This window comes from Rhodanobacter sp. sgz306013, from assembly GCF_057031145.1.
The window spans coordinates 205,242-225,837 of the sequence record NZ_JBXCIJ010000001.1 but is presented as its reverse complement, the minus strand read 5'-3'; the positions used below and the strand labels follow the sequence as shown (position 1 = coordinate 225,837).

The 20,596-nt window shown below is 66.8% G+C and carries 18 protein-coding genes; 1 reads left to right on the top strand and 17 read right to left on the bottom strand.

From position 1 onward, the window contains the following. The first annotated feature begins 172 nt into the window (after positions 1 to 172). Positions 173 to 493 carry an H-NS histone family protein gene (locus AC2EWF_RS01080; protein ID WP_483637506.1) on the top strand — a complete coding sequence of 107 codons (321 nt, stop codon included), beginning with the start codon at positions 173 to 175 and terminating at the stop codon, positions 491 to 493. A gap of 263 nt (positions 494 to 756) precedes the next feature. Here the strand turns inward: AC2EWF_RS01080 and AC2EWF_RS01075 are convergent, their stop codons facing one another. The 17 genes from AC2EWF_RS01075 to AC2EWF_RS00995 all read right to left on the bottom strand — a co-directional run bounded on the left by AC2EWF_RS01075 (position 757) and on the right by AC2EWF_RS00995 (position 20,476). Further along, positions 757 to 2,040: a threonine/serine exporter family protein gene (locus AC2EWF_RS01075; protein ID WP_483637505.1), complete on the bottom strand. Its 1,284-nt coding sequence runs from the start codon at positions 2,038 to 2,040 to the stop codon at positions 757 to 759. Continuing rightward, positions 2,037 to 2,486: an NfeD family protein gene (locus tag AC2EWF_RS01070; RefSeq protein WP_483637504.1), complete on the bottom strand. Its 450-nt coding sequence runs from the start codon at positions 2,484 to 2,486 to the stop codon at positions 2,037 to 2,039. Before AC2EWF_RS01070 ends, AC2EWF_RS01075 begins: the two co-directional genes overlap by 4 nt. Positions 2,487 to 2,546: 60 nt before the next feature. After that, positions 2,547 to 3,494: an SPFH domain-containing protein gene (locus AC2EWF_RS01065; RefSeq protein WP_483637503.1), complete on the bottom strand. Its 948-nt coding sequence runs from the start codon at positions 3,492 to 3,494 to the stop codon at positions 2,547 to 2,549. 88 nt (positions 3,495 to 3,582) lie between these two features. Further along, a complete protein-coding gene (locus AC2EWF_RS01060; RefSeq protein ID WP_483637502.1) occupies positions 3,583 to 4,974 on the bottom strand; it encodes a sensor histidine kinase in 1,392 nt (463 codons plus the stop codon). Between the two features lie 31 nt (positions 4,975 to 5,005). Then, the gene (locus AC2EWF_RS01055; RefSeq protein ID WP_483637501.1) at positions 5,006 to 5,341 is read right to left on the bottom strand and encodes a hypothetical protein; all 336 of its coding nucleotides are present in this window, start codon (positions 5,339 to 5,341) and stop codon (positions 5,006 to 5,008) included. Positions 5,342 to 5,417: 76 nt separating this feature from the next. Then, positions 5,418 to 5,726, bottom strand: coding sequence for a hypothetical protein (locus tag AC2EWF_RS01050; RefSeq protein WP_483637500.1), 309 nt, complete (start codon positions 5,724 to 5,726; stop codon positions 5,418 to 5,420). Positions 5,727 to 5,785: 59 nt separating this feature from the next. After that, entirely contained in the window at positions 5,786 to 7,123 is a 1,338-nt protein-coding gene (locus AC2EWF_RS01045; protein WP_483637499.1) for a sigma-54-dependent transcriptional regulator, read from the bottom strand. 88 nt (positions 7,124 to 7,211) lie between these two features. Then, positions 7,212 to 8,447: an ABC transporter permease gene (locus tag AC2EWF_RS01040; RefSeq protein ID WP_483637498.1), complete on the bottom strand. Its 1,236-nt coding sequence runs from the start codon at positions 8,445 to 8,447 to the stop codon at positions 7,212 to 7,214. Between the two features lie 10 nt (positions 8,448 to 8,457). Next, positions 8,458 to 9,765: an ABC transporter permease gene (locus AC2EWF_RS01035; RefSeq protein ID WP_483637497.1), complete on the bottom strand. Its 1,308-nt coding sequence runs from the start codon at positions 9,763 to 9,765 to the stop codon at positions 8,458 to 8,460. A gap of 186 nt (positions 9,766 to 9,951) precedes the next feature. Next, the gene (locus AC2EWF_RS01030; RefSeq protein ID WP_483637496.1) at positions 9,952 to 11,163 is read right to left on the bottom strand and encodes an ABC transporter permease; all 1,212 of its coding nucleotides are present in this window, start codon (positions 11,161 to 11,163) and stop codon (positions 9,952 to 9,954) included. 5 nt (positions 11,164 to 11,168) lie between these two features. Then, on the bottom strand, positions 11,169 to 12,476 hold the full coding sequence (locus tag AC2EWF_RS01025; protein ID WP_483637495.1) for an ABC transporter permease: 1,308 nt from the start codon (positions 12,474 to 12,476) through the stop codon (positions 11,169 to 11,171). 95 nt (positions 12,477 to 12,571) lie between these two features. Then, a complete protein-coding gene (locus tag AC2EWF_RS01020; protein WP_483637494.1) occupies positions 12,572 to 13,804 on the bottom strand; it encodes an ABC transporter permease in 1,233 nt (410 codons plus the stop codon). A gap of 1 nt (position 13,805) precedes the next feature. After that, positions 13,806 to 15,113, bottom strand: coding sequence for an ABC transporter permease (locus tag AC2EWF_RS01015; RefSeq protein WP_483637493.1), 1,308 nt, complete (start codon positions 15,111 to 15,113; stop codon positions 13,806 to 13,808). Positions 15,114 to 15,208: 95 nt separating this feature from the next. Further along, positions 15,209 to 16,441 (bottom strand): ABC transporter permease, encoded by a 1,233-nt coding sequence (locus AC2EWF_RS01010; protein WP_483637492.1) that lies wholly within the window; start codon positions 16,439 to 16,441, stop codon positions 15,209 to 15,211. Position 16,442: 1 nt separating this feature from the next. Further along, positions 16,443 to 17,753 (bottom strand): ABC transporter permease, encoded by a 1,311-nt coding sequence (locus AC2EWF_RS01005; protein ID WP_483637491.1) that lies wholly within the window; start codon positions 17,751 to 17,753, stop codon positions 16,443 to 16,445. Positions 17,754 to 17,945: 192 nt separating this feature from the next. Continuing rightward, the gene (locus AC2EWF_RS01000; protein WP_483637490.1) at positions 17,946 to 19,163 is read right to left on the bottom strand and encodes an ABC transporter permease; all 1,218 of its coding nucleotides are present in this window, start codon (positions 19,161 to 19,163) and stop codon (positions 17,946 to 17,948) included. An 11-nt stretch (positions 19,164 to 19,174) separates the two neighbouring features. Continuing rightward, positions 19,175 to 20,476: an ABC transporter permease gene (locus AC2EWF_RS00995; RefSeq protein ID WP_483637489.1), complete on the bottom strand. Its 1,302-nt coding sequence runs from the start codon at positions 20,474 to 20,476 to the stop codon at positions 19,175 to 19,177. Positions 20,477 to 20,596: the final 120 nt, after the last annotated feature.

Here is a 20,596-nt window from a genome sequence, read left to right as displayed (position 1 = left end):
CGATTATCCCGGTTAATGGCAAGGCGCAATAGCGCCATGCCAGCATGGTTTTTTTGTGAAACCGCTCGCTTTGCAAAGGCGGTTTATTTGCGCAAGAATGGCCACCGCGCCGGCGATGCCATTACCTGCATTGATCCGAGCCAACACCATTTCATCGCTCCGGGAGTCTCCCATGGCCGTCGATATCAAGAATCTCAACCACAATCAGCTCAATGACCTGATCAGCAAGGCGCAGTCGCGCCAGCATGAATTGCGCAAGGAAAAGGTGGTCAAGCTGCGCGAAAAGATCCATGCCCTGATCAAGGCCGAGGGTTACAGCTTCGACGACATCTTCGGCAGCGCCCGCGGCAAGCGCCGCAGCGGCGGCACCGTGCCGCCGAAATACCGGAATCCGGCGAATGCCGAGCAGACCTGGTCCGGTCGCGGCAAGCGTCCGCGCTGGTTCAACGAGGCGCTGAAGGCCGGCAAGAAGGAAAAGGATCTGCTGATCTGATTGGGTCCTTTGCGATCATCCATGATCGCGAGGATCAAACGGGCGGCCATCCGTGGCCGCACTTTTCACGAGACGCACTGTCATGGAAACGCCGACCCACGGGTCGGCGTTTTTTTACCGCAATCAAAGACGGAGTCGTCGCAGCGTGGCCTCCTCCGCCCCCTTCCCGGCGCCCCGGAAGGGAGAGGAACCGGACGGGCCGGACGGATTCATCCTGATTCAGCAGTCGCACATCCGGAACCCGCGGCTTCGACAGGCTCTTTTTAGAGAGAGCGCCTGGGCGACACCAGCAGTTCGCCGAACAGCAGGCCGCCAACCAGCGACACCAGCAGGGTAAGCAGCAGCAGCGCGGTGTCCATGCCCAGGCTGGTGTCGCGTTCGAGCAGGAAGGACACGCTGCGGAAGCCCACGCTGCCCGGCACCAGCAGCAGGATGCCCGGCTCGCGGATCACCGCACCTGGTCGCTTGGCCACGCGCGCGTAGAGGTTCGCCAGCGCGCTGACCAGCAGGCCGCCCACGAACACGCCGAACGGCGCGCTGGGCAGACGGCCGGAGAACTCGCCGCCCCATCGCGTGGCGAGGTAGCCGACGATCACCGCCACGACCACGGCCGGCCAGTCGCGCCGCGCCGCGCGGAACAGCATCGCGAACGCCACCGCCGCCACCAGCAGCGCCGGTCCATCGGTCCAGCCCGGCAGCGGCGGCAGCGCGAAATCGCGTGCATGGACGCCGAAGGCGGCACACACCTCGGTGGCGGCCACCGTGCCGAAGACCAGCTTGAGCAAGGTCGCCGTGGCGCCGCCCAGGCGCGCCATGCCGGACACCAGGTGCCCGCTGGACACCTCGCGCACCGCGGTCGTCAGCGACATTCCAGGCACCAGGATGATCAGCGCCGCCAGCACCACCGACTTGATCGCCAGCGGCACCACGAACGCGCTCACCAGGACGGCCACCGCGGTCGCCACCACCGCGCTTATCGCATCGCTGGCGACGGCTAGTCGCGGCCGGGTCGACGCCAGCAGGGTGATCGCGCCGATCAGCATGCCGATCACCGCGGCCACCACCAGGTCCACCCAGGAACTGTGCAGGAACAGGGCGGCGATGCTCGCGGCGGACAGGCCATAGCTGGCGACGGTGTTGATCTTCGCCCTGCGCGTGTCCGGCGCGCCCAGCGCACGGAGCAGGCGGAAGCCTTCGCGCAGGTCGAGTTCACCGGCGATCACGCGGTCGGCGATGGCGTCGGCCTCGCACAGGCGTGCCAGGTTGATGTCGCCCGGGGCGAGCCGCATCACCTGGGTGGTCTGCGCCACGCCCTCGTCGCCCTGGCCCAGGTCGGAGAAGGAAATGATGATCGCCGTGGGGCTGGACCACACGTCGGCCTGCAGGCCCAGCCGCCGCGCGGAGAGATCAATCGCCATCTCCAGCCGCGGCGCCGAGGTGCCGTACTGGTGCAGCCGCCGCGCCAGTTCCAGCAGGAAGGCGATGCGCGTGTTCAGCGCCGCGGTGACGGAAGGTTGCCGGGCGCCCGCGGCAGATGGCGCATTCATGCGGCGGCGCGCACCTTCAACGTGGTGCCGTCCACCGCCACCACCTCCACCGTGCTGCCCAGCGGCAGGTCCGGCCCGCTCACCAGCCACTGGCCGTCGCCCACGCGCACCTTGCCGCGACCGTTGACGATGGCCTCGACCAGCTCGTAGCGCTGGCCGATCATCTGCTCGCCGCGGCGGTTCAGCCGGTCACTGCCGGGTGCGCGCCGCTCGATCCGTGGCCGCAGCCAGCGTGCGTAGGCGAAACAGGCGGCCAGCGCCAGTACGGCGAACAGCACCGCCTGCAGCAGCAGGCCCATGCCGGGCACAAGCCACAACAGCACGCCCATCGCCGCGGCGGCGATGCCGATCCACAGCAGGAAATAACCGGGCACCATCACCTCGCCCGCGATCAGCAGCAAGGCGAGGATCCACCACAGGTAATGCGTTGCAATCTGTCCGAGCATGGGAGGCATCCGGTGATTTGACTCCCCTCCCCCGCCAGCGGGAGAAAGGAGCAAGGCGCATCAGCGCGGCAGCGACGGGGCCGTCTTCGCGGCGGCCTGTTGCTGGCCCAGCGATTCCTTGGCCAGCTCGGCGATGCCGGCCATTGCCCCGATCACCCCGGTGGCCTCGATGGGCAGCAGCAGCATCTTCTGGTTCGGCGAGGCGGCCATCGCCTTCAGGGCGTCCACGTAGTTGTTGGCGACGAAGTAGTTCAGCGCGTTGACGTTGCCGCTGGCGATCGCGTCGGAGACCATCGTGGTGGCCTTGGCTTCTGCCTCGGCGGTGCGCTCGCGCGCCTCGGCGGCACGGAAGGCGGCTTCCTTCTCGCCTTCGGCGGCCAGGATCACCGACTGCTTCTCGCCCTCGGCCTTGAGGATCGCCGCCTGGCGGAAACCCTCGGCGTCGAGGATGTTCGCGCGCTTCTCCCGCTCGGCCTTCATCTGCCTCGCCATCGCGTCGACGAGGTCGCGCGGCGGGGCGATGTCCTTGATCTCGATGCGGTTGACCTTGACGCCCCACGGGTGCGTCGCCTCGTCCACCACGCGCAGCAGCTTGGCGTTGATCGCATCGCGCTGGCTGAGGCTCTCGTCCAGGTCCAGCGAACCGAGCACGGTGCGGATGTTGGTCATGATCAGCGCCAGGGTGGCCTGTTCCAGCTGGGCCACCTCGTAGGCCGCCTTGGCCGCGTCCAGCACCTGGTAGAACACCACGCCGTCCACGCGCACCACCGCGTTGTCCTTGGTGATGACGTCCTGGCTGGGCACGTCCAGCACCTGCTCCATCATGTTCATCTTGCGGCCCACGCCCTGGTAGACCGGGATCAGCAGGTGCAGGCCCGGCGTGAGCGTGCGGGTGTACTTGCCGAAGGTCTCCACCGTCCACTCGTAGCCCTGCGGCACGATGCGCACCATCTTGAGCAGGGTGACGACCACCAGCACCACGATGACCAACGCAAGAAACGATCCCATGACTTGCTCCATTCCCCGGTAAGAGCCGCAGTATAGGCGAGCGCGATGAGCACTGTAGGAGCGCACCCTGTGCGCTCCTACACGGGGTTCAGGACTGGCGACCGCCGAACTGCGGCAGGCGCAGGCTCACGCGCAGGCCGCCGCCCTCGCGGTTGGCGAGCACCACGCGGCCGCCGTGCGCCTCGGCGATTTCCCGGGCAAGGGCAAGGCCGAGGCCGGTGCCGGAGCGCTTGGTGGAATAGAACGGCAGCAGCGCCTGCGCCAGCACGGTCTCGCTCATGCCCGGGCCGCGGTCTGCGACCTCGATGCGCAGCTCGCTGCCGGCGTCGAGGATCGCGAGGCTGACCTCGTCCTCCGCGCTGCCGGACTCGTGCGCGTTCTTGATCAGGTTGATCAGCACCTGCTCGATCTGCACCGGATCGAAGCGGCCGGGATGCGAGGGCGCCGGTGCGGCGAGCTGGTAATGGCAGTGCAGCGCCAGCGAGGCGAGGAACGGTTCCCACTCCACCGATTGCGGCTGCGGCGCCGGCAGCTTGGCGAAACTGGCGTAGCCGGCGATGAAACCGTGCAGGTGCTTGGCCCGTTCGCCGATGGTGGCAAACACGCCGGGCAGCCGTTCCAGGTTGCCGCGACGCGCCAGCTCGGCGCCGGAATGGGCCAGCGAGGAGATCGGCGCCAGCGAGTTGTTGAGCTCGTGGCTGATCACCCGGATCACCCGCTTCCAGGTCGCTACCTCCTGCCGCGACAGCTCGCGCGTCATGCGCCGGAACAGGTGCAGCCGGTGCGGCCGGCCCTGCAGGCGGAACGCGCGCTGGGACAGGTGGAAGGTTTCCTCACTGCCGTCCATCTCCACGCTGAGCAGCGCGTCCTCGCCGCTTTCCACCGCGCGCGACAGCGCCTCCGGCGCCTCGGTCAGCAGTTCGGCGAAGTCCAGCCCGTTGAGGCTCTTGCCCTCGTTGAACAGGTGGCGCGAGGCGATGTTGGAATACACCACGCGGCCGCTGCCGTCGGTGAGCACCAGCGCCACCGGCGTGTTCTGCACCACCGTCTCCAGCAGCAGCTCGCGCTGCACCAGGTGCTGGCGCTGCTCGCGCAGGGTCTGGCCCAGCGCGTTGTGCATGCGGATCAGCTCGCCCAGCTCGTCGCTGCGACGGGCCGCGATGGAGAAGCTGAAATCACCGTCGCGGTAGCTCGCCACCGCGCCCTCCAGCGCGCGCAGCAGGCGGCTCAGCGGCGACATCACCAGGTGGGCCAACCACCAGGCCAGCGGCAACAGCACCAGCGCGCTGACCACCAGGCCGCCGTACACGCCCAGTTGCGCCGGCGTGCGCAGCGACACCGACAAATCCTTGTGCAGCCAGTCGAACAGTTGCGGCAGCGGCCACTGGGTCAGGCCCACGTAGACCAGCGCACCAGCCACCGCGGCCACCGCGAGCAGCAGGGTCAGCCGGGCCTGCAGCGAAAACAGGCGGCGCCACATCAGCGGCGCCTCGCGCTGCGCGCGGCCGGATTCAACGACATGCTGGATCCTGCGGCGTCTGCGCGCAGCTGAGCGGCGGCTTGCCGTCCTGCCAGGGGCGCGACGTACCCATCACCGCGTTCTGGTCGTTGGCACGCGGCGGCGGCGGCTCCTTCATCCATGTCTTGCGCTCGCTCTTGAACTTGAACGGCGAAGGCTTGGCCGCCGCATCGCGGTTGGGCAAGCTGCGGCCAGGCGTGGCGGTAGGGGTGGCCGCGGGACGGCTCCACACGTCGTCCTGCCCGCTGCCAGCGGGCGCAGCCGTCTGCGCCACGGCCGCAAAGGCCAGCAGGCACAGCGGCAAAGAAGCGAGGCTTCGGATTCGCATGTTGACCCCTGAACGACCCATCCGGCGTCTGTCGATATTTCAGGATGATGCAGCCTTCGACCGCATCACCGAGCACCTACGGGCACTCCGGCTTCATCGCCGAAACCTTGCACTCCACCCCGGGGCGCCCGTATTGCACCAGGGTGTGGTTGGTCATCCTGTGCTGCTCCGCCACGACACGCGCCACGCCCTGCCCCATCTGCCGCGCCCAGCGCGCACGAGGGCCATCGCCATCCTTGAAATGGAACTGGACCTTGCCGGCCAAGGAAGAGTCCGTGCCTCCCGGCAGGCGCGGATGCTGCACAACCGGCGCGACCATCGACTGTGCGCAGGCGCCCGCGCAAAACAGTAAGAGCAACAACGCCGGCAACATCCGCTGGTTCATGTCTGCTCCATTGGCGACCGTGAAAACCCGACACCCGACCGTGCGCAGTTATACCGTAACTATGCCGTCAGCCCGTAGCGTTCCATGCGCCGGTACAGCGCCTGGCGCGACAGGCCCAGCACTTGCGCGGCGCGGCTCACCACGCCCTCCGCCTGGTGCAGTGCGCCCTCGACCGCCTCGCGGCTGGGCTCGTCGAGGTTGCGCGCCACCGCCGGGGCGACCTGCGGCAGGTTGAGCAGCTCCGGCGTGATCGGCTTGCCGCCGGCCAGCAGCGCGGCACGTTCGATCGCGTTCTTCAGCTCGCGCACGTTGCCCGGCCACGGATAGGCCAGCAGCGCTTCGCGCGCGGCGTCGCCCAGCGTGGCGCGGTCGGCGAGGAAATGCTCGGCCAGCGGCAGCACATCGTCAACGCGCTCGGCCAGCGGCGGCAGGTTCACCTCGATCACGTTGAGGCGGTAATAGAGATCTTCGCGGAACGTACCGGCGCGGATCATCGCCTTGAGGTCGGCGTTGGTCGCGCTCAATACGCGTACCTTGGCATGCCGCGTCTTGCCGGAGCCGAGGCGCTCGAACTGGCCGGTTTCCAGCACGCGCAGCAGCTTCATCTGGCCCGGCAGCGGCAGGTTGCCGATCTCGTCGAGGAACAACGTGCCGCCGTCGGCCAGCTCGAAGCGGCCCTCGCGTGCCTTGTTCGCGCCGGTGTAGGCGCCGGCGTCGGCGCCGAACAGCTCGGCCTCGATCAGCTCCCCCGGCAGCGCACCGCAGTTCACCGCCACGAACGGGCCCTTCTTCACCAGCGAGTTCGCGTGCACGATCGCCGCGATGCGCTCCTTGCCCGCACCGTTCGGTCCGGTGATCAGGATCGGCACCTCGGCGCGCGCCACCTGGCAGGCCAGCTCCAGCGTGCGTGCCATCGCCTCGGAGGCGAACACCAGACCGTCCAGATCGTAGGTGCTCTGCAGCACCTCGCGGCGGCGGCGGCGCTCGCGCCGGGCACGGCTCACCTCGCGGGTGGATTCGGAGAGCTCCAGCAGGTTCTCCACCGTGGCCAGCAGCTTGTGGTCGTCCCAGGGCTTGGCGAGATAGTCGGCGGCGCCGGCCTTCACCAGTTCCACCGCGGTCTCCAGGTGCGTCCACGCGGTGAGCAGGATCACCGGCAGGTCGGGGTGCCGCTCGCGGATCGCGCGGAACAGCTCCACGCCCTCCTCGCCCGAGGTGGTGTCGGCGGTGAAGTTCATGTCCTGGATCACCACGTCCACCCGCTCGCGCTCCAGCGCGGCCAGGCCCTCGGCCTGGTTCAGCGCCACCAGCGGGCGGATGTCATGCAGCGACAGCAGCAGCGACAGCGCCTCGCCCACGGCCGGGTTGTCGTCGATGATCAGTACGGTTCGCGTCATCTTGGCTCTGCACATGCGGACATGGATGCCGCTCCAGTCGAAAAGGTTGCCATGACCATCGGCCTACGTATAGGAAAACTTGTCCGCATCACACGCTCCGCGCCGCCACCACCGGTGGTACGGCCGCGCCGCGTAGTGCTGGCGACAGCACCGAAAGCTGGCCCAGCCCCCACAGCGCCAGTGCGCCGATCGGCAGGTACCACAACGGCAGGCGTGGCAGTTCGTAGTGGGTCATCAGCAGCAGGTTCAGCACAACCGCAAGCAGCGTGCCCAGCACGATGCCGGCAGTCACGATCAGGAAGTTCTCGGTATGGAAGTAGCGCAGGATGTCGCCGCGGGTGGCGCCGATGGCGCGGCGAATGCCGATGCTGCGTGTGCGCTGCTGCACCCAGAAATTGGCCAGCCCGGCGATGCCAAGCGCGGTGACGAACAGCAGGCCCAGCGCGGAGGCGATCAGCAGGTCGATCATGGTGGTGTCGCGCTGGAAGTAGGCGTCACGGATTTGCGTGTACGTCTGCACCTGATCCGGGTCGATGACACGGGTGGGATCGACCTTGAACAGCGCCGCCTCTGCGGCCTTGAGCACGCGCTCTCGATCCTGCGGCGCGCTGCGCAGCACGTAGATTCCGCTATTGCTGTCGGGAAACTGCGGCGTGATCACGCTGTAGTAACCATCTCCCATGCTATGCAGCTCCGGGCGCGCCAGCGTGGCGACGACGCCAATCACCTGCAAGGGATTCCCGCCCATGATCATCACCTTGCCAAGTGCGTCCTGCCCCGGATAAAGCTTGTCGGCCAACGCACGACTGACGATCACGACGGACGGATTGTCTTTTGTCGTGTATTCGTCGGGAAGGAAGTCACGCCCTGCCACCAGTTGCAGTCCCAGCGTGTGGAGCAGCCCCGGCGTGCCATCGTAAAAACTGGACAGTGGGCAATCGCCGCCCTTGAACAACGAGGACGTGCGCATCGCCTGCTCGAACGCCTGTCGGTCGGGGCATGCGGGGCCAAACGAATCGTTGTTGTTCAGCGGCAATGCACTGCTCAGCGCCGCGACGGATTCCACACCTGGGATCGCACGCAATGCCGCAAGATCGGTGTTGTGCAGCGCCTGTGCGTTCTGCTTGGGATCAGTGCCGACACTCTGGATCGCAGACAGCTCGCTTTCGGCAATGCCGGTCTGCATCGAAACATCCGCAATGCGATTGGCGATCATGAAAGCCACATTGCAGACGATGGCGCAGGTGAGGGCCACTTGCAGCACCAGCAGAGTGCTCGTGAGCCTGTGGTGACGCAGGGTGGAGAGGATGGGCTTGATCTGCATGGCCGTCACCTCACGATGCCTTGAGTTGCAGGGCCGGTTGCACGTGGCAAGCACGCCACGCCGGCAGCAGGCCTGCCAGCACGCTGGCGAAGACCGCCAGCACCAAGGTCACCAGCAACATCGACGTATTCATGTGTGCGATGCGGGCGTAGTCGTCGGGCCGATGCCGCACGCTCCACAAACCTAGTTCCGCGATCAGTACACCCAGCACGCCGCCGGCCACGCCAATGACGGCCGACTCGATGCCGAACTGCGCGAAGATGTCGCGACGCCGTGCACCCAGGGCACGGCGCACGCTGATCTCGCCACTGCGACGCAGGAATTTCGCCAGCAGCAAGGCCACGATGTTCACCATGCACACGAACAGAAAACCGAATGCCAGCCACGTTTGCAGCCGCACGTCGCCAGGCACGAGGTTCTCATGCACCAGCCAGCCCATCAGGCTGTACAACGTGGCATCGGTCGCCGGACGCTGGAATCGGCCCAGCAATTTCTGTTGCGCGGAATAGTCGATCAGGAATTGCTTATATGCCGCCGCTTGCGCTGGCGTATCCAGTTGCACCCAGAACTGCAGCCACGTGGTAGTCGCACTGCGCATGTCGCCATTGGGCATCTTTCCCCAACTATCCTCGCTGCCATCGGTGTTCAAGCTCAAGTCCACCGCCGTGGACAGCGGCAGGAAGAACAGATCGCGAGCGCTATACCGCTTGGCCCGGCTGTCGGCATAAAACAACGGTGACGGTTGCCAGTCGGTGGTGACGCCGATCACGCGAAGATCGTTCTCGCCCATCCTGACGATCTTGCCGATGGCGTCGGCGTTGCCGAACAGCCTGCGCGCCAGCGAATCGGCCAGCACCACCACGTGCGCGCTGGCCATATCGTCCGCCGCACTCCAACTGCTGCCATGCTCGAATGGCACGCCGAACATGGCGAAGAAACCCGCCGTGGTGTAGCGGCCACCCACGTAAAACGGATGTCTGTCTGCACATGGACGTACCAACAAATAACCCGCAGCCATCGCCGCCTGCCGTTGTGCGCGATGTGCATTGAGCAGGGCCATCGCATCTGGCCAAGTAAGATGATCGGAGGGGTCATGACCATTGGCGAAAAAGTTGCCCTTGAGCGGCAACGGATTGAGATGAGGCGTGTACAGATGGGCGCTGCGCGCCGGCAGCGGATCGTCCGTCATCACGTGCAGCACGGTCAGCATTGTCATCGACGCGCCGATGCCCAGCCCCATCGCCAGCACCATCAGGCTGGTGAGGACAGGCGTGCGCCTGAGGCTGCGCAGTGCAAGATCGAGGTAATAGCCGAACATTCCATCTCTCCATGATTGAACTCCCCTCGCCCGCTGGCGGGAAAGGCCATGCCGTGCCCCTTCTCCCGCGCGCAGGAAAGGAGTTGGGGGAGAGGGGCCGTCGCCGGCGTGCAACGCCACGCTCCGCCGCCGCCCTCTCTCGCCCCATCCGGGGCACCCTCTCCCGCATGCGGGAGAGGGAAAACCTCATACGCTCCGTGTCGCCACCACCGGCGGCACCGCCGCGGCGCGCAGCGCTGGGCCAAGCACGGCGAGCTGGCCGAGCAGCCACAACGCGACGGCGCTGACCGGCAGGTAGTACCAGGGCATGCGGTCCGTCGCGTAGTGGCTCATCAGGTACAGGTTGATGCTGAAGGCCAGCACCAGGCCGAGCACCACACCGGCGGTGCTGAGCAGGAAGTTCTCGGTCTGGAAGTACTGCATGATGTGGCCGCGGGTAGCGCCCACCGCACGGCGGATGCCGATCTGCCGGCGCCGTTGCCCTACCCAGAAACTGGTGAGGCCGACGATGCCGAACGCGGTCACCGCGAGCATCACCACGCATACCAGCACCAGCATCCACACCATGCTGCTGGTGTCGGCGAAGTAGTCGGAGCGCATCTGCGCGTAGGTCTTGCCTTCCACCACCGCCCCCGGCTCCAGCCGGCCCAGCACCTGCACCGCTTCGCGCACGACGCGGTCGCGATCCTGCGGAGCGCTGCGCAGCACGTAGTCGCCCATCATGTCGTCGGGACGCGACGGGTAGAACACGCTGGAATACCGCCCCCCGGGGCCGCTGAACTTGGGATCCTGTGCCAGCACGTCGCTGACCACGCCGACCACCGTCCAGCTTTCGCCGTTGGCGTACAGCGTCTTGCCCGGCGCAGGTTGGCCGGGCCACAGCCGCTGCGCATCGGTTTGCGTGACCAGCAGGACGTGACTGGTGGACTGGAAATTCTTCAGGCCGCTGTCCGCGTACTCGTCGGCGTTGAAGAAGCGCCCCTGCAGCAGGTGCAGCCCCAGCGCCTGCTCGCCGCCGCTGCCGAGGAAATACACCGAGGTGTTCACTGTGGTTTTGCCGTCCGGCGTGGCGGTGAACCCGGTCAGCGCCGGATTCTGGTCCAGCGGCATGCTGGTCACGACCGACACCGCCGTGACGCCGGCGATGCCCCGCAGCGCGGCCAGGTCACGCGGGATGTCGCTGGCGGCACGCCCGGGCTCGGTGCCGTTCACCGTAACGACCGAGAGGCCGCGCTCGTCGATGCCGTTCGACCAGTGGATGTCCGCCATGCGCTGGCCGATCATGAACACCGCGTTGCACAGCACGGCGCAGGCCAGCGCGATCTCCAGCACGATCAGCACGGCAGGGATGCGATGGCGGCGCAGGCTGGCGATAATCGGACGAATTTCCACGAGCATCCTCCTCAGACGTTTTTCAGTTGTGGCGCAGGAGCCACCGCGCAGGCACGCCACGCGGGCAGCAGGCCGGCGACCAGGCTGGCGACCAATGCCACCAAGAAGGTGAACAGGAACATCGTCAGGTCAAGGCGGGCCAGGTCGGCATACTGCGCCGGCTGGTGGCGTATGCCCCACAGCCCCAGTTCGGCGAACACCAGGCCCAGCACGCCGCCGGCCACGCCCACGATGCCGGCCTCGACCATGAACTGCGCGAAGATCGCGCCGCGCGACGCGCCCAGTGCACGACGCACGCCGATCTCGCGCGAACGGCGCAGGCACTTGGCCAGCAGCAGACCCACCGTGTTCACCACGCATATCAGGAGGAAGCCGAACGCAAGACCCGTCTGCAGGCGCACGTCCTCGGGCACCACATGTTCGCTGCGCATCCATGCCATCAGGCCCGACAAGGCCATGTGGGATTTCTGGAACCTGCCCAATGCCACCTGTTCCTTCGCATAATTGCTAAGGAACGACTTGTAGGCCGCGACATGGGCGGCATCCGGCAACTGCACCCACAAGCCAAGCCAGATCGCCGGAGCCGTTTCCAGATGCTCGACGTCGATCGACTTGCCGTAGCCCATCATCGTGCTCGGCATCAGGCCGTCGGCGCGCGCACCCTGAAGCGGCACGAACACCGCATCGCCCTTGCCGTAGCTGCGTCCTCCCAGGTGCACCGCGTAGAACCGCGGTTGTGGCGCCCACGCGCGCAGCACGCCGATGATGCGGAAGTCGTGATCCTCGATGCGGATCATCCGCCCCACGCTGTTCGCGCCGCCAAACAACCTGTCATTGAGGTCGCCCGCGATCACCGCCACCTGCGCGCGGCTGTCGTCGTCCGCCGCGGACCAGCCGGAGCCGTACCGGAACGGCACGTCGAACATCGGGAAGAAGTCGGCCGTCGCCAGCACACCCTGCGCATAGAACGGCTTGCCGGCACCCGCTGGCGGCGTCAGCTTGACCTGTGACATGGCCATCGCCGCCTGCCGCTCCGCCTTGTGCGCCCGGACCAGGTTCATGGCGTCGACATAACTCATCAGGTACGGCATCCGCTTCCCGCTGCGCGAGAACGGCTGGTTAGCCGGATAGGGATCCAGCTGCGGATAGAACAGCTGCGCGCTCTTCTGCGGAATCGGGTCGCCCGACAGCAGCCTGAGCACCGTCAACGTGGTGATCGTCGCGCCGATACCCAGCGCCAGCGCCAGCACCATCAGCGCGGTGAGCACCTTGTTGCGCTTCAGGCTGCGCAGGGCCAGGTCGAGGTAGTAGCCGAACATTCGTCACTCCTTGCGTTTTGCCCGTAGGAGCGCACCCTGTGCGCGATCGCTGCGGCATTGATCGAAGCAAAAGCATTCGCGCACAGGGTGCGCTCCTACACCGAACGCGTCGCCACCACCGGCGGCACCGCCGCCGCGCGCAGCGCGGGGCCGAGCACGGCGAGCTGGCCGATGGCCCACAGCACCAGCGCACCGACCGGGAAGTAGATGCCCGGCAACCGCGGCAATTCGTAATGCAGCATCAGGAACAGGTTGATGCCGTAGGCCAGCGCCATGCCGAGTACGATGCCGAACGTGGCGAGCAGGAAGTTCTCGGTCTGGAAGTAGCGCAGGATGTCACCGCGCGTCGCGCCCAATGCACGGCGCACACCGATGGTGCGGCGCCGCTGCGCCACCCAGAAACTGGCCAGGCCGACGATGCCCAGCGCGGTCACCGTGAGCAAGGCCGCGATCACGCCCACCAGGATGCCGGCCATCGCCCGGTCGTTCGCGAAGAACGCGTGGCGCGCCTCGTCGTAGGTGCGCTTCACCAGCACCACGCGGTTGGGGTCGAGCTGCTTGAGCTTCGCCACGGCGGCCTTGAGTACCGCGTCGCGATCCTGCGGCGCGGTGCGGAGGACGTAGCCGGAGCCGTCGGCCACCGTCATGCGTATCGGCCACACCGTGCTGTAGTCCGCGCCCAGGTTCAGGTTGTTCGGCCGCGCCAGGTCGGCCACCACGCCAACGACCCGGAACGGCAGGCCCTTGCCGACGTAGAGCGTCTGGCCGAGCGCGTCCTTGCCTGGCCACAACCGCTCGGCCAGCGCGCGGGTGACGATGATGGTCGAAGGTAGGTCCTTCAGGTTGCCGTCGTGCAGGTCGGCGATGACAGTCTCAAAATCAGCGTAGTCGTCGTGCTGGAAGTCGCGCCCTTCCAGCAAGCGCAGCCCCAGCGTCGGCAGCACGCCCTCGCCGTAGAACGTCGCGACCTCGAGCGTGTCTTGCTGCTGGTCCGGGCTCAGCCGGATGCCGCTGTTGGACGAGCCGCCGTCGCTGAAGGGAAGCTGGTTTATCGCCGTCGCCTGCTCCACCCCGGGGATCTGCCGCAACGCGGCCAGGTCAGTCAGCGACTGCGCTATGGCGTCCGGGGTCTTGCCGATGTGGCCGAGCTTGATCTGCACCAGCTCGTGTTCGGCGATGCCGCTGGGCAGATTCATCTGCTGCAGGCGCTGGCCGATCAGGAACACCGCGTTGCACACGATGGCGCAGGTCAGCGCGATCTCCAGGATCAGCAGCCACGCGGTGATCTTGTGTCGCCGCAGGGTCGAGAGGATGGGCCACAGTTCCATGTCAGTTGCTCTTCAATTGGAGGGCAGGCGCTACCTGGCAGGCGCGCCATGCAGGCAGCAGGCCGGCCAGCAGGCTTGCAACCAGCGCCAGCAGGAAGGTGGCGAGCAGCATCGCGAGGTCCAGGTGCGCCAGGGGCGCGTATTCCGCCGGCTGCCGGCGCACCAGCCACAGGCCGGCCATCGCGAGCAGCAGGCCGCCGGTGCCGCCGACCAGGCCGACCACGCCGGACTCCACCAGCAACTGCGCGAACAGCGCGCGCCGCGAGGCGCCGAGCGCGCGGCGCACGCCCAGTTCGCCGGCACGGCGCAGGAACTTCGCCAGCATTAGGCCCACCGTGTTCACCAGGCACACCAGCAGGAAGCCGAAGGCCAACCCGGTCTGCAGGCGCACGTCGTCGGGAACCACCTGGTTGTAGTCCAGCCACTGCATTACGTTGCGCAGCTGCACGTTCGGCGGCCGTTGGAAACGCCCCAGCGCCTTCTGCTCCTCCGAGTAATGGACGAGGAAGGCCTTGTACGCGGCCGCCTTCGCCGGACTGTCCAGCTGCACCCAGAACTGCAGCCACACGCAGGGCGCGTTGTGGTCGGGCGTGTCCCCGCCGCCGCCGTTGCCCCAGCAATTCATGCCGCCGTCGTGGGACATGCCCAGATCCTGCGAGGTCGACAGCGGCACGAACACACCTTCATTCTCGTTGTAACTCTTGCGGTTGAGGTCGTAGAACTGCGGGTTGGGGTTCCAGTCGCCGATCACGCCGACGATGCGGAAAGCCACGCCATCCAGCCGCAGCGTCTTGCCGGTGCTGTCGCCACCGCCAAACAGCCGGGTATTGAACCGGCTGCTGATCACCGCGACGCGGGCGTGCGCCTCGTCGTCCGCGGCGTCCCAGGCATGGCCATAGGCGAACGGCACGCCGAACATCGGGAAGAAGCCGTTGGTGGTGTAGCGCGCCACCTCGAAGAACGGATCGAGCGTGCTGTTGTCTGGCTGCACCGACACGCTGCCGCCGGTCATCAGCGCCTGTCGGTCGGCGCGATTGGCCTGCAGCAGGTTCATGCCGTCGACCCAGGTCATCTGGTCCGTCGGCCGTGACTTGCCGGGCACGTAACCTAGGCTGTCGCGCGGATCGATCTGCGGGTAGTACAGCGTGTTGCTGCGCCCCGGCAGCGGATCGCCGGAGAGCACGTGCAGCACCGTGAGCGTGGTCATCGAGGCACCGATGCCCAGCGCGATCGCCAGCACCATCAGCGCGGTGAGCATCTTGTTGCGCCTGAGGCTGCGGAAGGCCAGATCAAAGTAGTAGCCGAACATGCGTCACTCCTTGCGTTTTTCCCGTAGGAGCGCACTCTGTGCGCGATCGCTGCGGCATTGATCGAAGCAAAAGCATTCGCGCACAAGGTGCGCTCCTACACCGAACGCGTCGCCACCACCGGGGGCACCGCCGCGGCGCGCAGCGCCGGGCCGAGCACGGCGAGCTGGCCGATGGCCCACAGCACCAGCGCACCGACCGGGAAGTAGATGCCCGGCAACCGCGGCAATTCGTAATGCAGCATCAGGAACAGGTTGATGGCGTAGGCCAGCGCCATGCCCAGTCCGATGCCGAACGTGACGATCAGGAAATTCTCGGTCTGGAAGTAATGCAGGATGTCGGCGCGCCGGGCGCCCAGCGCACGACGGATGCCGATCTGCCGGCGCCGCTGCGCGACCCAGAAGCTGGCCAGCCCCACGATGCCAAGCCCGGTCACCAGCAACACCGCCAGGATCACGCTGACCAGCATGCCCGCCATCGCGTGGTCGTCCCTGAAGTAGTCGCTGCGGATCTGGTCGTAGGTACGCGTATGCGTGATCACGCGCGTGGGATCGGCGCGTTTCAGCGCCGCAGCCGCCGCGGCAAGCACGCGCTGCCGGTCCTGCGGCCGGGTGCGCAGCAGGTAGCTCTGGTCCTTGGCGGCCCCCATGTGCAGCGGAATGATCATCGAATACTGCGCAGTGGCCGTGTCGTAGGCATTCGCGCGCGCCAGCGTCGCCACCACGCCCACCACGCGGAAACTCGCGGTGGGTGTCAGCCAGATCAACTGGCCCAACGCGCTTTGCCGCGGCCACAGACGCTCAGCCAGCGCCTGGCTGACGACGGTGGGCATCGGGAAGCCCTTGTCGCTGCCTTCGGCGAGCGACTTGAGCACGACGTCCGCATCGACGTAATCGTCTGTCTTGAGCGCGCGCCCCGCCACCAGGCGCAGTCCGAGCGTGGGCACCAGGTTTTCGCTGAAATAGGTGGCCGTGCTCAAGGTCCGGTGCGGCTGCGTGGGCGAGAGCATCACGTTGCCGTTCGACGAACTCCCACCGAACGGCACCTGGTTGCTCATGCCGACGGCTTGCACGCCGGGGATCTTCCGCAGTGCGGCGAGATCTTCCTGCGCCCGCGCATAGCGGTCCGGGAGCGGCGCGATCGGCGCCTGCTGGATCTGCACCACCTCGTGTTCCGCGACGCCGCTGGGCATGTCCATGTGCTGCAGCCGCTGCGCCACCAGGAACACGCCGTTGCAGATGATGGCGCAGCTCAGCGCGATCTCCAGCATCAGCAGCCAGAGGATGACCCTGTGCCGGCGCAACGTGGCAAGTATCGGTCGCAGTTCCATGTCAGTTGCTCTTGAGCTGCAGCGCCGGCGCAACGTTGCACGCACGCCACGCGGGCAGTATCCCGGCCAGCAGGCTGGCGCCGGTCGCGAGCGCGAAGGTGAGCAGCAGCATCGCGGGGTCGAGGTGCGCCAGCGCGGCGTAGTCGGACGCGCGATGCCGGACCATCCACAGGCCGAACAAGGCCAGCAGCAGGCCGCCGCTTCCGCCGGCGATACCGATCACCGCGGATTCGGTCAGCAGCTGCGCGAACAGCGCGCGCTTGGACGCGCCCAGCGCGCGCCGCACGCTCAGCTCGCCTGAGCGGCGCAGGAACTTCGCCAGCATCAGGCCGACGGTGTTGACCAGGCACACCAGCAGGAAGCCGAACGCCAGCCACGCCTGCAGGCGCACGTCGCCCGGCACCACGCCGTTGTAGTCCAGCCATTGCATCAAGTTGCGCAGCTGCACGTTCGGGGCACGCTCGAAGCGGCCCAGCGTCTTCTGTTCCTCCGAGTAGTGGATCAGGAACAGCCGGTACGCCGCGGCCTTGGCCGGGCTGTCCAGTTCCACCCAGAACTGCAGCCACACGCAGGCCGCCGAGGGGTAGGCGCCGCCTTCCACGCCACCGGTGCCGTTGCCCCAGCAGTCATCGGAGCCGTTCTTGTCGAAATGCAGCTCCAGCGCGGTCTGCAACGGCAGGAACACCTGCTCGTGATAGTTGTACGCACCAGTGGTGAGGTCGTAGAAATGCGGGTTGGGGCTCCAGCGGTCGAGCACGCCGACGATGCGGAACGTGGTGCCCTTGATGCGCAACGCACGCCCGACACTGTCTGCCCCCTTGAACAGCTTCTCGTTGAGCTGGCGGGTGATCACCGCGTCGCGGGCATGTGCCTCGTCGTCGGCGCCGGTCCAGCCCTGGCCGTGCAGGAACGGCGCGTCGAACATCGCGAAGAAATCCGCCGTGGTGTAGCGCGCTTCCACGTAGAACGGATCGAGCGACGAGGAATCCGGCTGGATCGGCACCGCACCGCCCGCCATCAGCGCCTGCCGGTCCGCCCGCTTCGCATGCAACAGGTTCATGCCGTCGACCAGGGTCACCTGCTCCGGAGGCAGCTTGCCCGGCATCATTCCGCGGGCATCCTGCGGATCGACCTGGGGGTAGTACAGATGGGCGCTCTTGCCGGGCAGCGGATCGCCGGAAAGCACGTGCAACACCGTGAACGTGGTCATGGCCGCCCCGATGCCCACCGCGATGGCCAGCACCATCAGCGCCGTCAGCACCTTGTTGCGGCGCAGGCTGTGCCATGCCAGGTCGAGGTAATAGCCGAACATCCCGTGCCCCTTTTGATCGAACTCTCCTCTTCCGCTTGCGGGAGAGGCCCCGTCTTGCCCCTCTCCCGCTTGCGGGAGAGGAACTGAGTGAGAGGGCGTTCGCGGCATTGCAGCCAGCCCTACTCCCTCGGACCCTTTCCCTCGCTCCTCGACACCTTTTTACGCGTCCGCAAGCGAGCGAGGGAAAAGCGTTCACACACTCCTGGTCGCCACCACGGGCGGCACGGCGGCCGCGCGCAACGCCGGGCCGAGCACCGCGACCTGACCCAGCCCCCACAGCGCCAGCGCGCCCAGCGGCAGGTAATACAAAGGCAAATGCGGCAGCTCGTAGAACTTCATCAGCACCGCGTTGAGCACGAAGGCCAGCAGCATCCCCAGCGCGATGCCGAACGTGACGATCAGGAAGTTCTCGGTCTGGAAATAGCGCAGGATGTCGCCGCGCGTGGCGCCGATCGCGCGGCGGATGCCGATCTGCTTGCGCCGCTGCGCCACCCAGAAACTGGTGAGGCCCACGATGCCCAGTGCGGTGACGCCAAGCATGAGGACGACCACGCCGAGCAGCAGGCCGATCATGATGCGATCGGTCTTGAAGTAGTTAGCGCGCAGGTCGCTCAAGGTCTTGCTGTTGTCCTGGTCCAACACCACGTCGGGGGCGATCTTCTGCACGGCGGCACGCGCTGTCTGCAGCACACGTTGGACATCCTGCGGCCTGGCCCGCAGCAGGTAGGTGCCTGACAGCGAGCCGCCTGGCACGGCCGGCGTGAACACCGTCCACTCTCCCTGCCCCGGATGGTATTGACCAGGCTGCGCGCGCGCGTAGTGGTCCACCACGCCCAAGACGCGAAAGTGCATCTTGTCGCACCAGAAGTCCTTGCCCAGCGGATTCTCGCCCGGCCATGCATGTTCCGCCCACTGGCGCGTCACCAGGACCTGTGCATCGTTGGGGAGGAAACTGGTGGCGGGCTGATAGTCGTCGGGCTGTGGGAGGCGTCCCTCGACCAGCTTCAGGCCCAATGCCTTGAACGTGCCCGGTCCGGCCAGCACGAAATCCACTACACCGATCAGATTCTTGAAATCGCTCGGCTCATGCGTGACGCCTGCCGCACCCGTTTGCGGTCCGAACGGCACTTCGCTGATGAGGGTGGCCGACTGCACGCCCGGAATGGCCCGCAAGCCAGTCAGCATGCGCGCGTTCACATCGGCGGCCTGGCTCGGGTCGAAGCCGTTGACTGTCAACACAGCCAAGGAGTTCTCGTCGACACCGCTGTTGATCTGGATCATCGCCCAGCGCTGCGCAACCAGGAAGCAGGCGTTACACAACACGGCGCAGGCCAGCGCGATTTCCACCGCGATCAGCAAGGTGGCCAGACGATGGCGGCGCAGCGCCGCGAGTATCGGTTTGATCTGCATGGTCGGCCTCCTCACAGTGCCTTGAGTTGCCAGCCGGGAACCACGCGGCTGGCGCGTAGCGCTGGTATCAGCCCGGCGAGCACGCTGGCACCGACCGCCAGCACGAACGTGACGAGGAACATGGCGGTGTCCAGGTGTGCAAGATGGGCGTAATCCACCGGTTGCTGTCGCACCAGCCACAGCCCGACCAAGGTCAGCAGCCAGCCGAAGAAGCCGCCGAGTAGGCCGATCAGGCCTGCTTCGACCAGGCACTGCGCGAAGATCGCGCTGCGGGTGGCGCCCAGCGCACGGCGCACGCCGATCTCGCTGCTGCGGCGCAGGAACTTCGCCAGTAGCAAGCCCACCGCGTTGAACAGGCAGATGACCAGGAAGGCCGACGCCAGCCAGGCCTGTAGGCGCACGTCGCCGGGCACCTGGCCATGGAAGGTCAGCCAGGTCATAAGGTCGCGCAGCCGCGCATGCTCACTGCCCACGGCGAAGCGGCCCAGCGACTTCTGCGTGTTCGCGTAATCGTCCAGGAAACGCGCGTAGTCACGAACCTTGGCCGGGCTGTCCAGCTCCACCCACAGCCACACCCACACGCAATCGGCGTTCTGCAGATCGCCCAGCGTTTTCGGCACATGCCAGCAGGTGTAGGCCTGGAAGTTGCCCTTGTTGACCTCAAGGCTGGTCGTGAAGGGCGCGAAAACATCTTCCGACTTGCTGAAATTCTGGCTCCACGGGTCATAGAACAGCGGCGCGGGGCGCCATGGCTTGAGCACACCGACAATGCGCAGGTCGGCATCGCGCACGCGCAGGATGCGACCCACACTGTTGGCGCCGCCAAACAGTTTCTGGTTGAGGTCGGCCGAAATCACCGCCACGCGTGCATGGTGCGCGTCGTCGTCGGCGCTCCAGCCGGAGCCGTACTGGAACGGCACGTCGAACATCGGGAAGAAATCCGCCGAGGTAGAAAGCATGCTCGGCATCAACGGCGGCTGGCCGCTGTCCGGCAGACGCACTTTCACGGTACTGCTGGTGATGATCGCCTGGCGGTCGGCGCGATGCGCGCCCCACAGGTCCATGGCGGAGCGGTAATCCATCGCCGGACGCGGCTCGGTGCTTCCCCCCACGACGGGGTTCTCCGGATCCACCTGCGGGAAAAACAGCACGCCACTCTTGCCGGGCATCGGGTCGCCCGACAGCAGATGCACCACCGTCAGCGTGGTCATGCTGGCGCCGATGCCAACCGCGATGGCCAGCACCATCAGCAGGGTGAGCACGCGGTTGCGCTTCAGGCTGCGCAGCGCGAGGTCGAGGTAGTAGCCGAACATTCCACGTCTCCTTGATCGAACTCCCCTCGCCCGCTTGCGGGAAAGGGGCTGGGGGAGAGGGTTCGGCCAGCGCGCGACGCTGCGCTTCGCCCGTACCCTCTCCCGCCCTCGCGGGCACCC

Bases quoted from the DNA above. Each gene is read 5' to 3' on its own strand.
- AC2EWF_RS01080 (WP_483637506.1), top strand. From the start codon at position 173: ATGGCCGTCGATATCAAGAATCTCAACCACAATCAGCTCAATGACCTG.
- AC2EWF_RS01075 (WP_483637505.1), bottom strand. From the start codon at position 2,040: ATGAATGCGCCATCTGCCGCGGGCGCCCGGCAACCTTCCGTCACCGCG.
- AC2EWF_RS01070 (WP_483637504.1), bottom strand. From the start codon at position 2,486: ATGCTCGGACAGATTGCAACGCATTACCTGTGGTGGATCCTCGCCTTG.
- AC2EWF_RS01065 (WP_483637503.1), bottom strand. From the start codon at position 3,494: ATGGGATCGTTTCTTGCGTTGGTCATCGTGGTGCTGGTGGTCGTCACC.
- AC2EWF_RS01060 (WP_483637502.1), bottom strand. From the start codon at position 4,974: ATGTGGCGCCGCCTGTTTTCGCTGCAGGCCCGGCTGACCCTGCTGCTC.
- AC2EWF_RS01055 (WP_483637501.1), bottom strand. From the start codon at position 5,341: ATGCGAATCCGAAGCCTCGCTTCTTTGCCGCTGTGCCTGCTGGCCTTT.
- AC2EWF_RS01050 (WP_483637500.1), bottom strand. From the start codon at position 5,726: ATGAACCAGCGGATGTTGCCGGCGTTGTTGCTCTTACTGTTTTGCGCG.
- AC2EWF_RS01045 (WP_483637499.1), bottom strand. From the start codon at position 7,123: ATGACGCGAACCGTACTGATCATCGACGACAACCCGGCCGTGGGCGAG.
- AC2EWF_RS01040 (WP_483637498.1), bottom strand. From the start codon at position 8,447: ATGCAGATCAAGCCCATCCTCTCCACCCTGCGTCACCACAGGCTCACG.
- AC2EWF_RS01035 (WP_483637497.1), bottom strand. From the start codon at position 9,765: ATGTTCGGCTATTACCTCGATCTTGCACTGCGCAGCCTCAGGCGCACG.
- AC2EWF_RS01030 (WP_483637496.1), bottom strand. From the start codon at position 11,163: ATGCTCGTGGAAATTCGTCCGATTATCGCCAGCCTGCGCCGCCATCGC.
- AC2EWF_RS01025 (WP_483637495.1), bottom strand. From the start codon at position 12,476: ATGTTCGGCTACTACCTCGACCTGGCCCTGCGCAGCCTGAAGCGCAAC.
- AC2EWF_RS01020 (WP_483637494.1), bottom strand. From the start codon at position 13,804: ATGGAACTGTGGCCCATCCTCTCGACCCTGCGGCGACACAAGATCACC.
- AC2EWF_RS01015 (WP_483637493.1), bottom strand. From the start codon at position 15,113: ATGTTCGGCTACTACTTTGATCTGGCCTTCCGCAGCCTCAGGCGCAAC.
- AC2EWF_RS01010 (WP_483637492.1), bottom strand. From the start codon at position 16,441: ATGGAACTGCGACCGATACTTGCCACGTTGCGCCGGCACAGGGTCATC.
- AC2EWF_RS01005 (WP_483637491.1), bottom strand. From the start codon at position 17,753: ATGTTCGGCTATTACCTCGACCTGGCATGGCACAGCCTGCGCCGCAAC.
- AC2EWF_RS01000 (WP_483637490.1), bottom strand. From the start codon at position 19,163: ATGCAGATCAAACCGATACTCGCGGCGCTGCGCCGCCATCGTCTGGCC.
- AC2EWF_RS00995 (WP_483637489.1), bottom strand. From the start codon at position 20,476: ATGTTCGGCTACTACCTCGACCTCGCGCTGCGCAGCCTGAAGCGCAAC.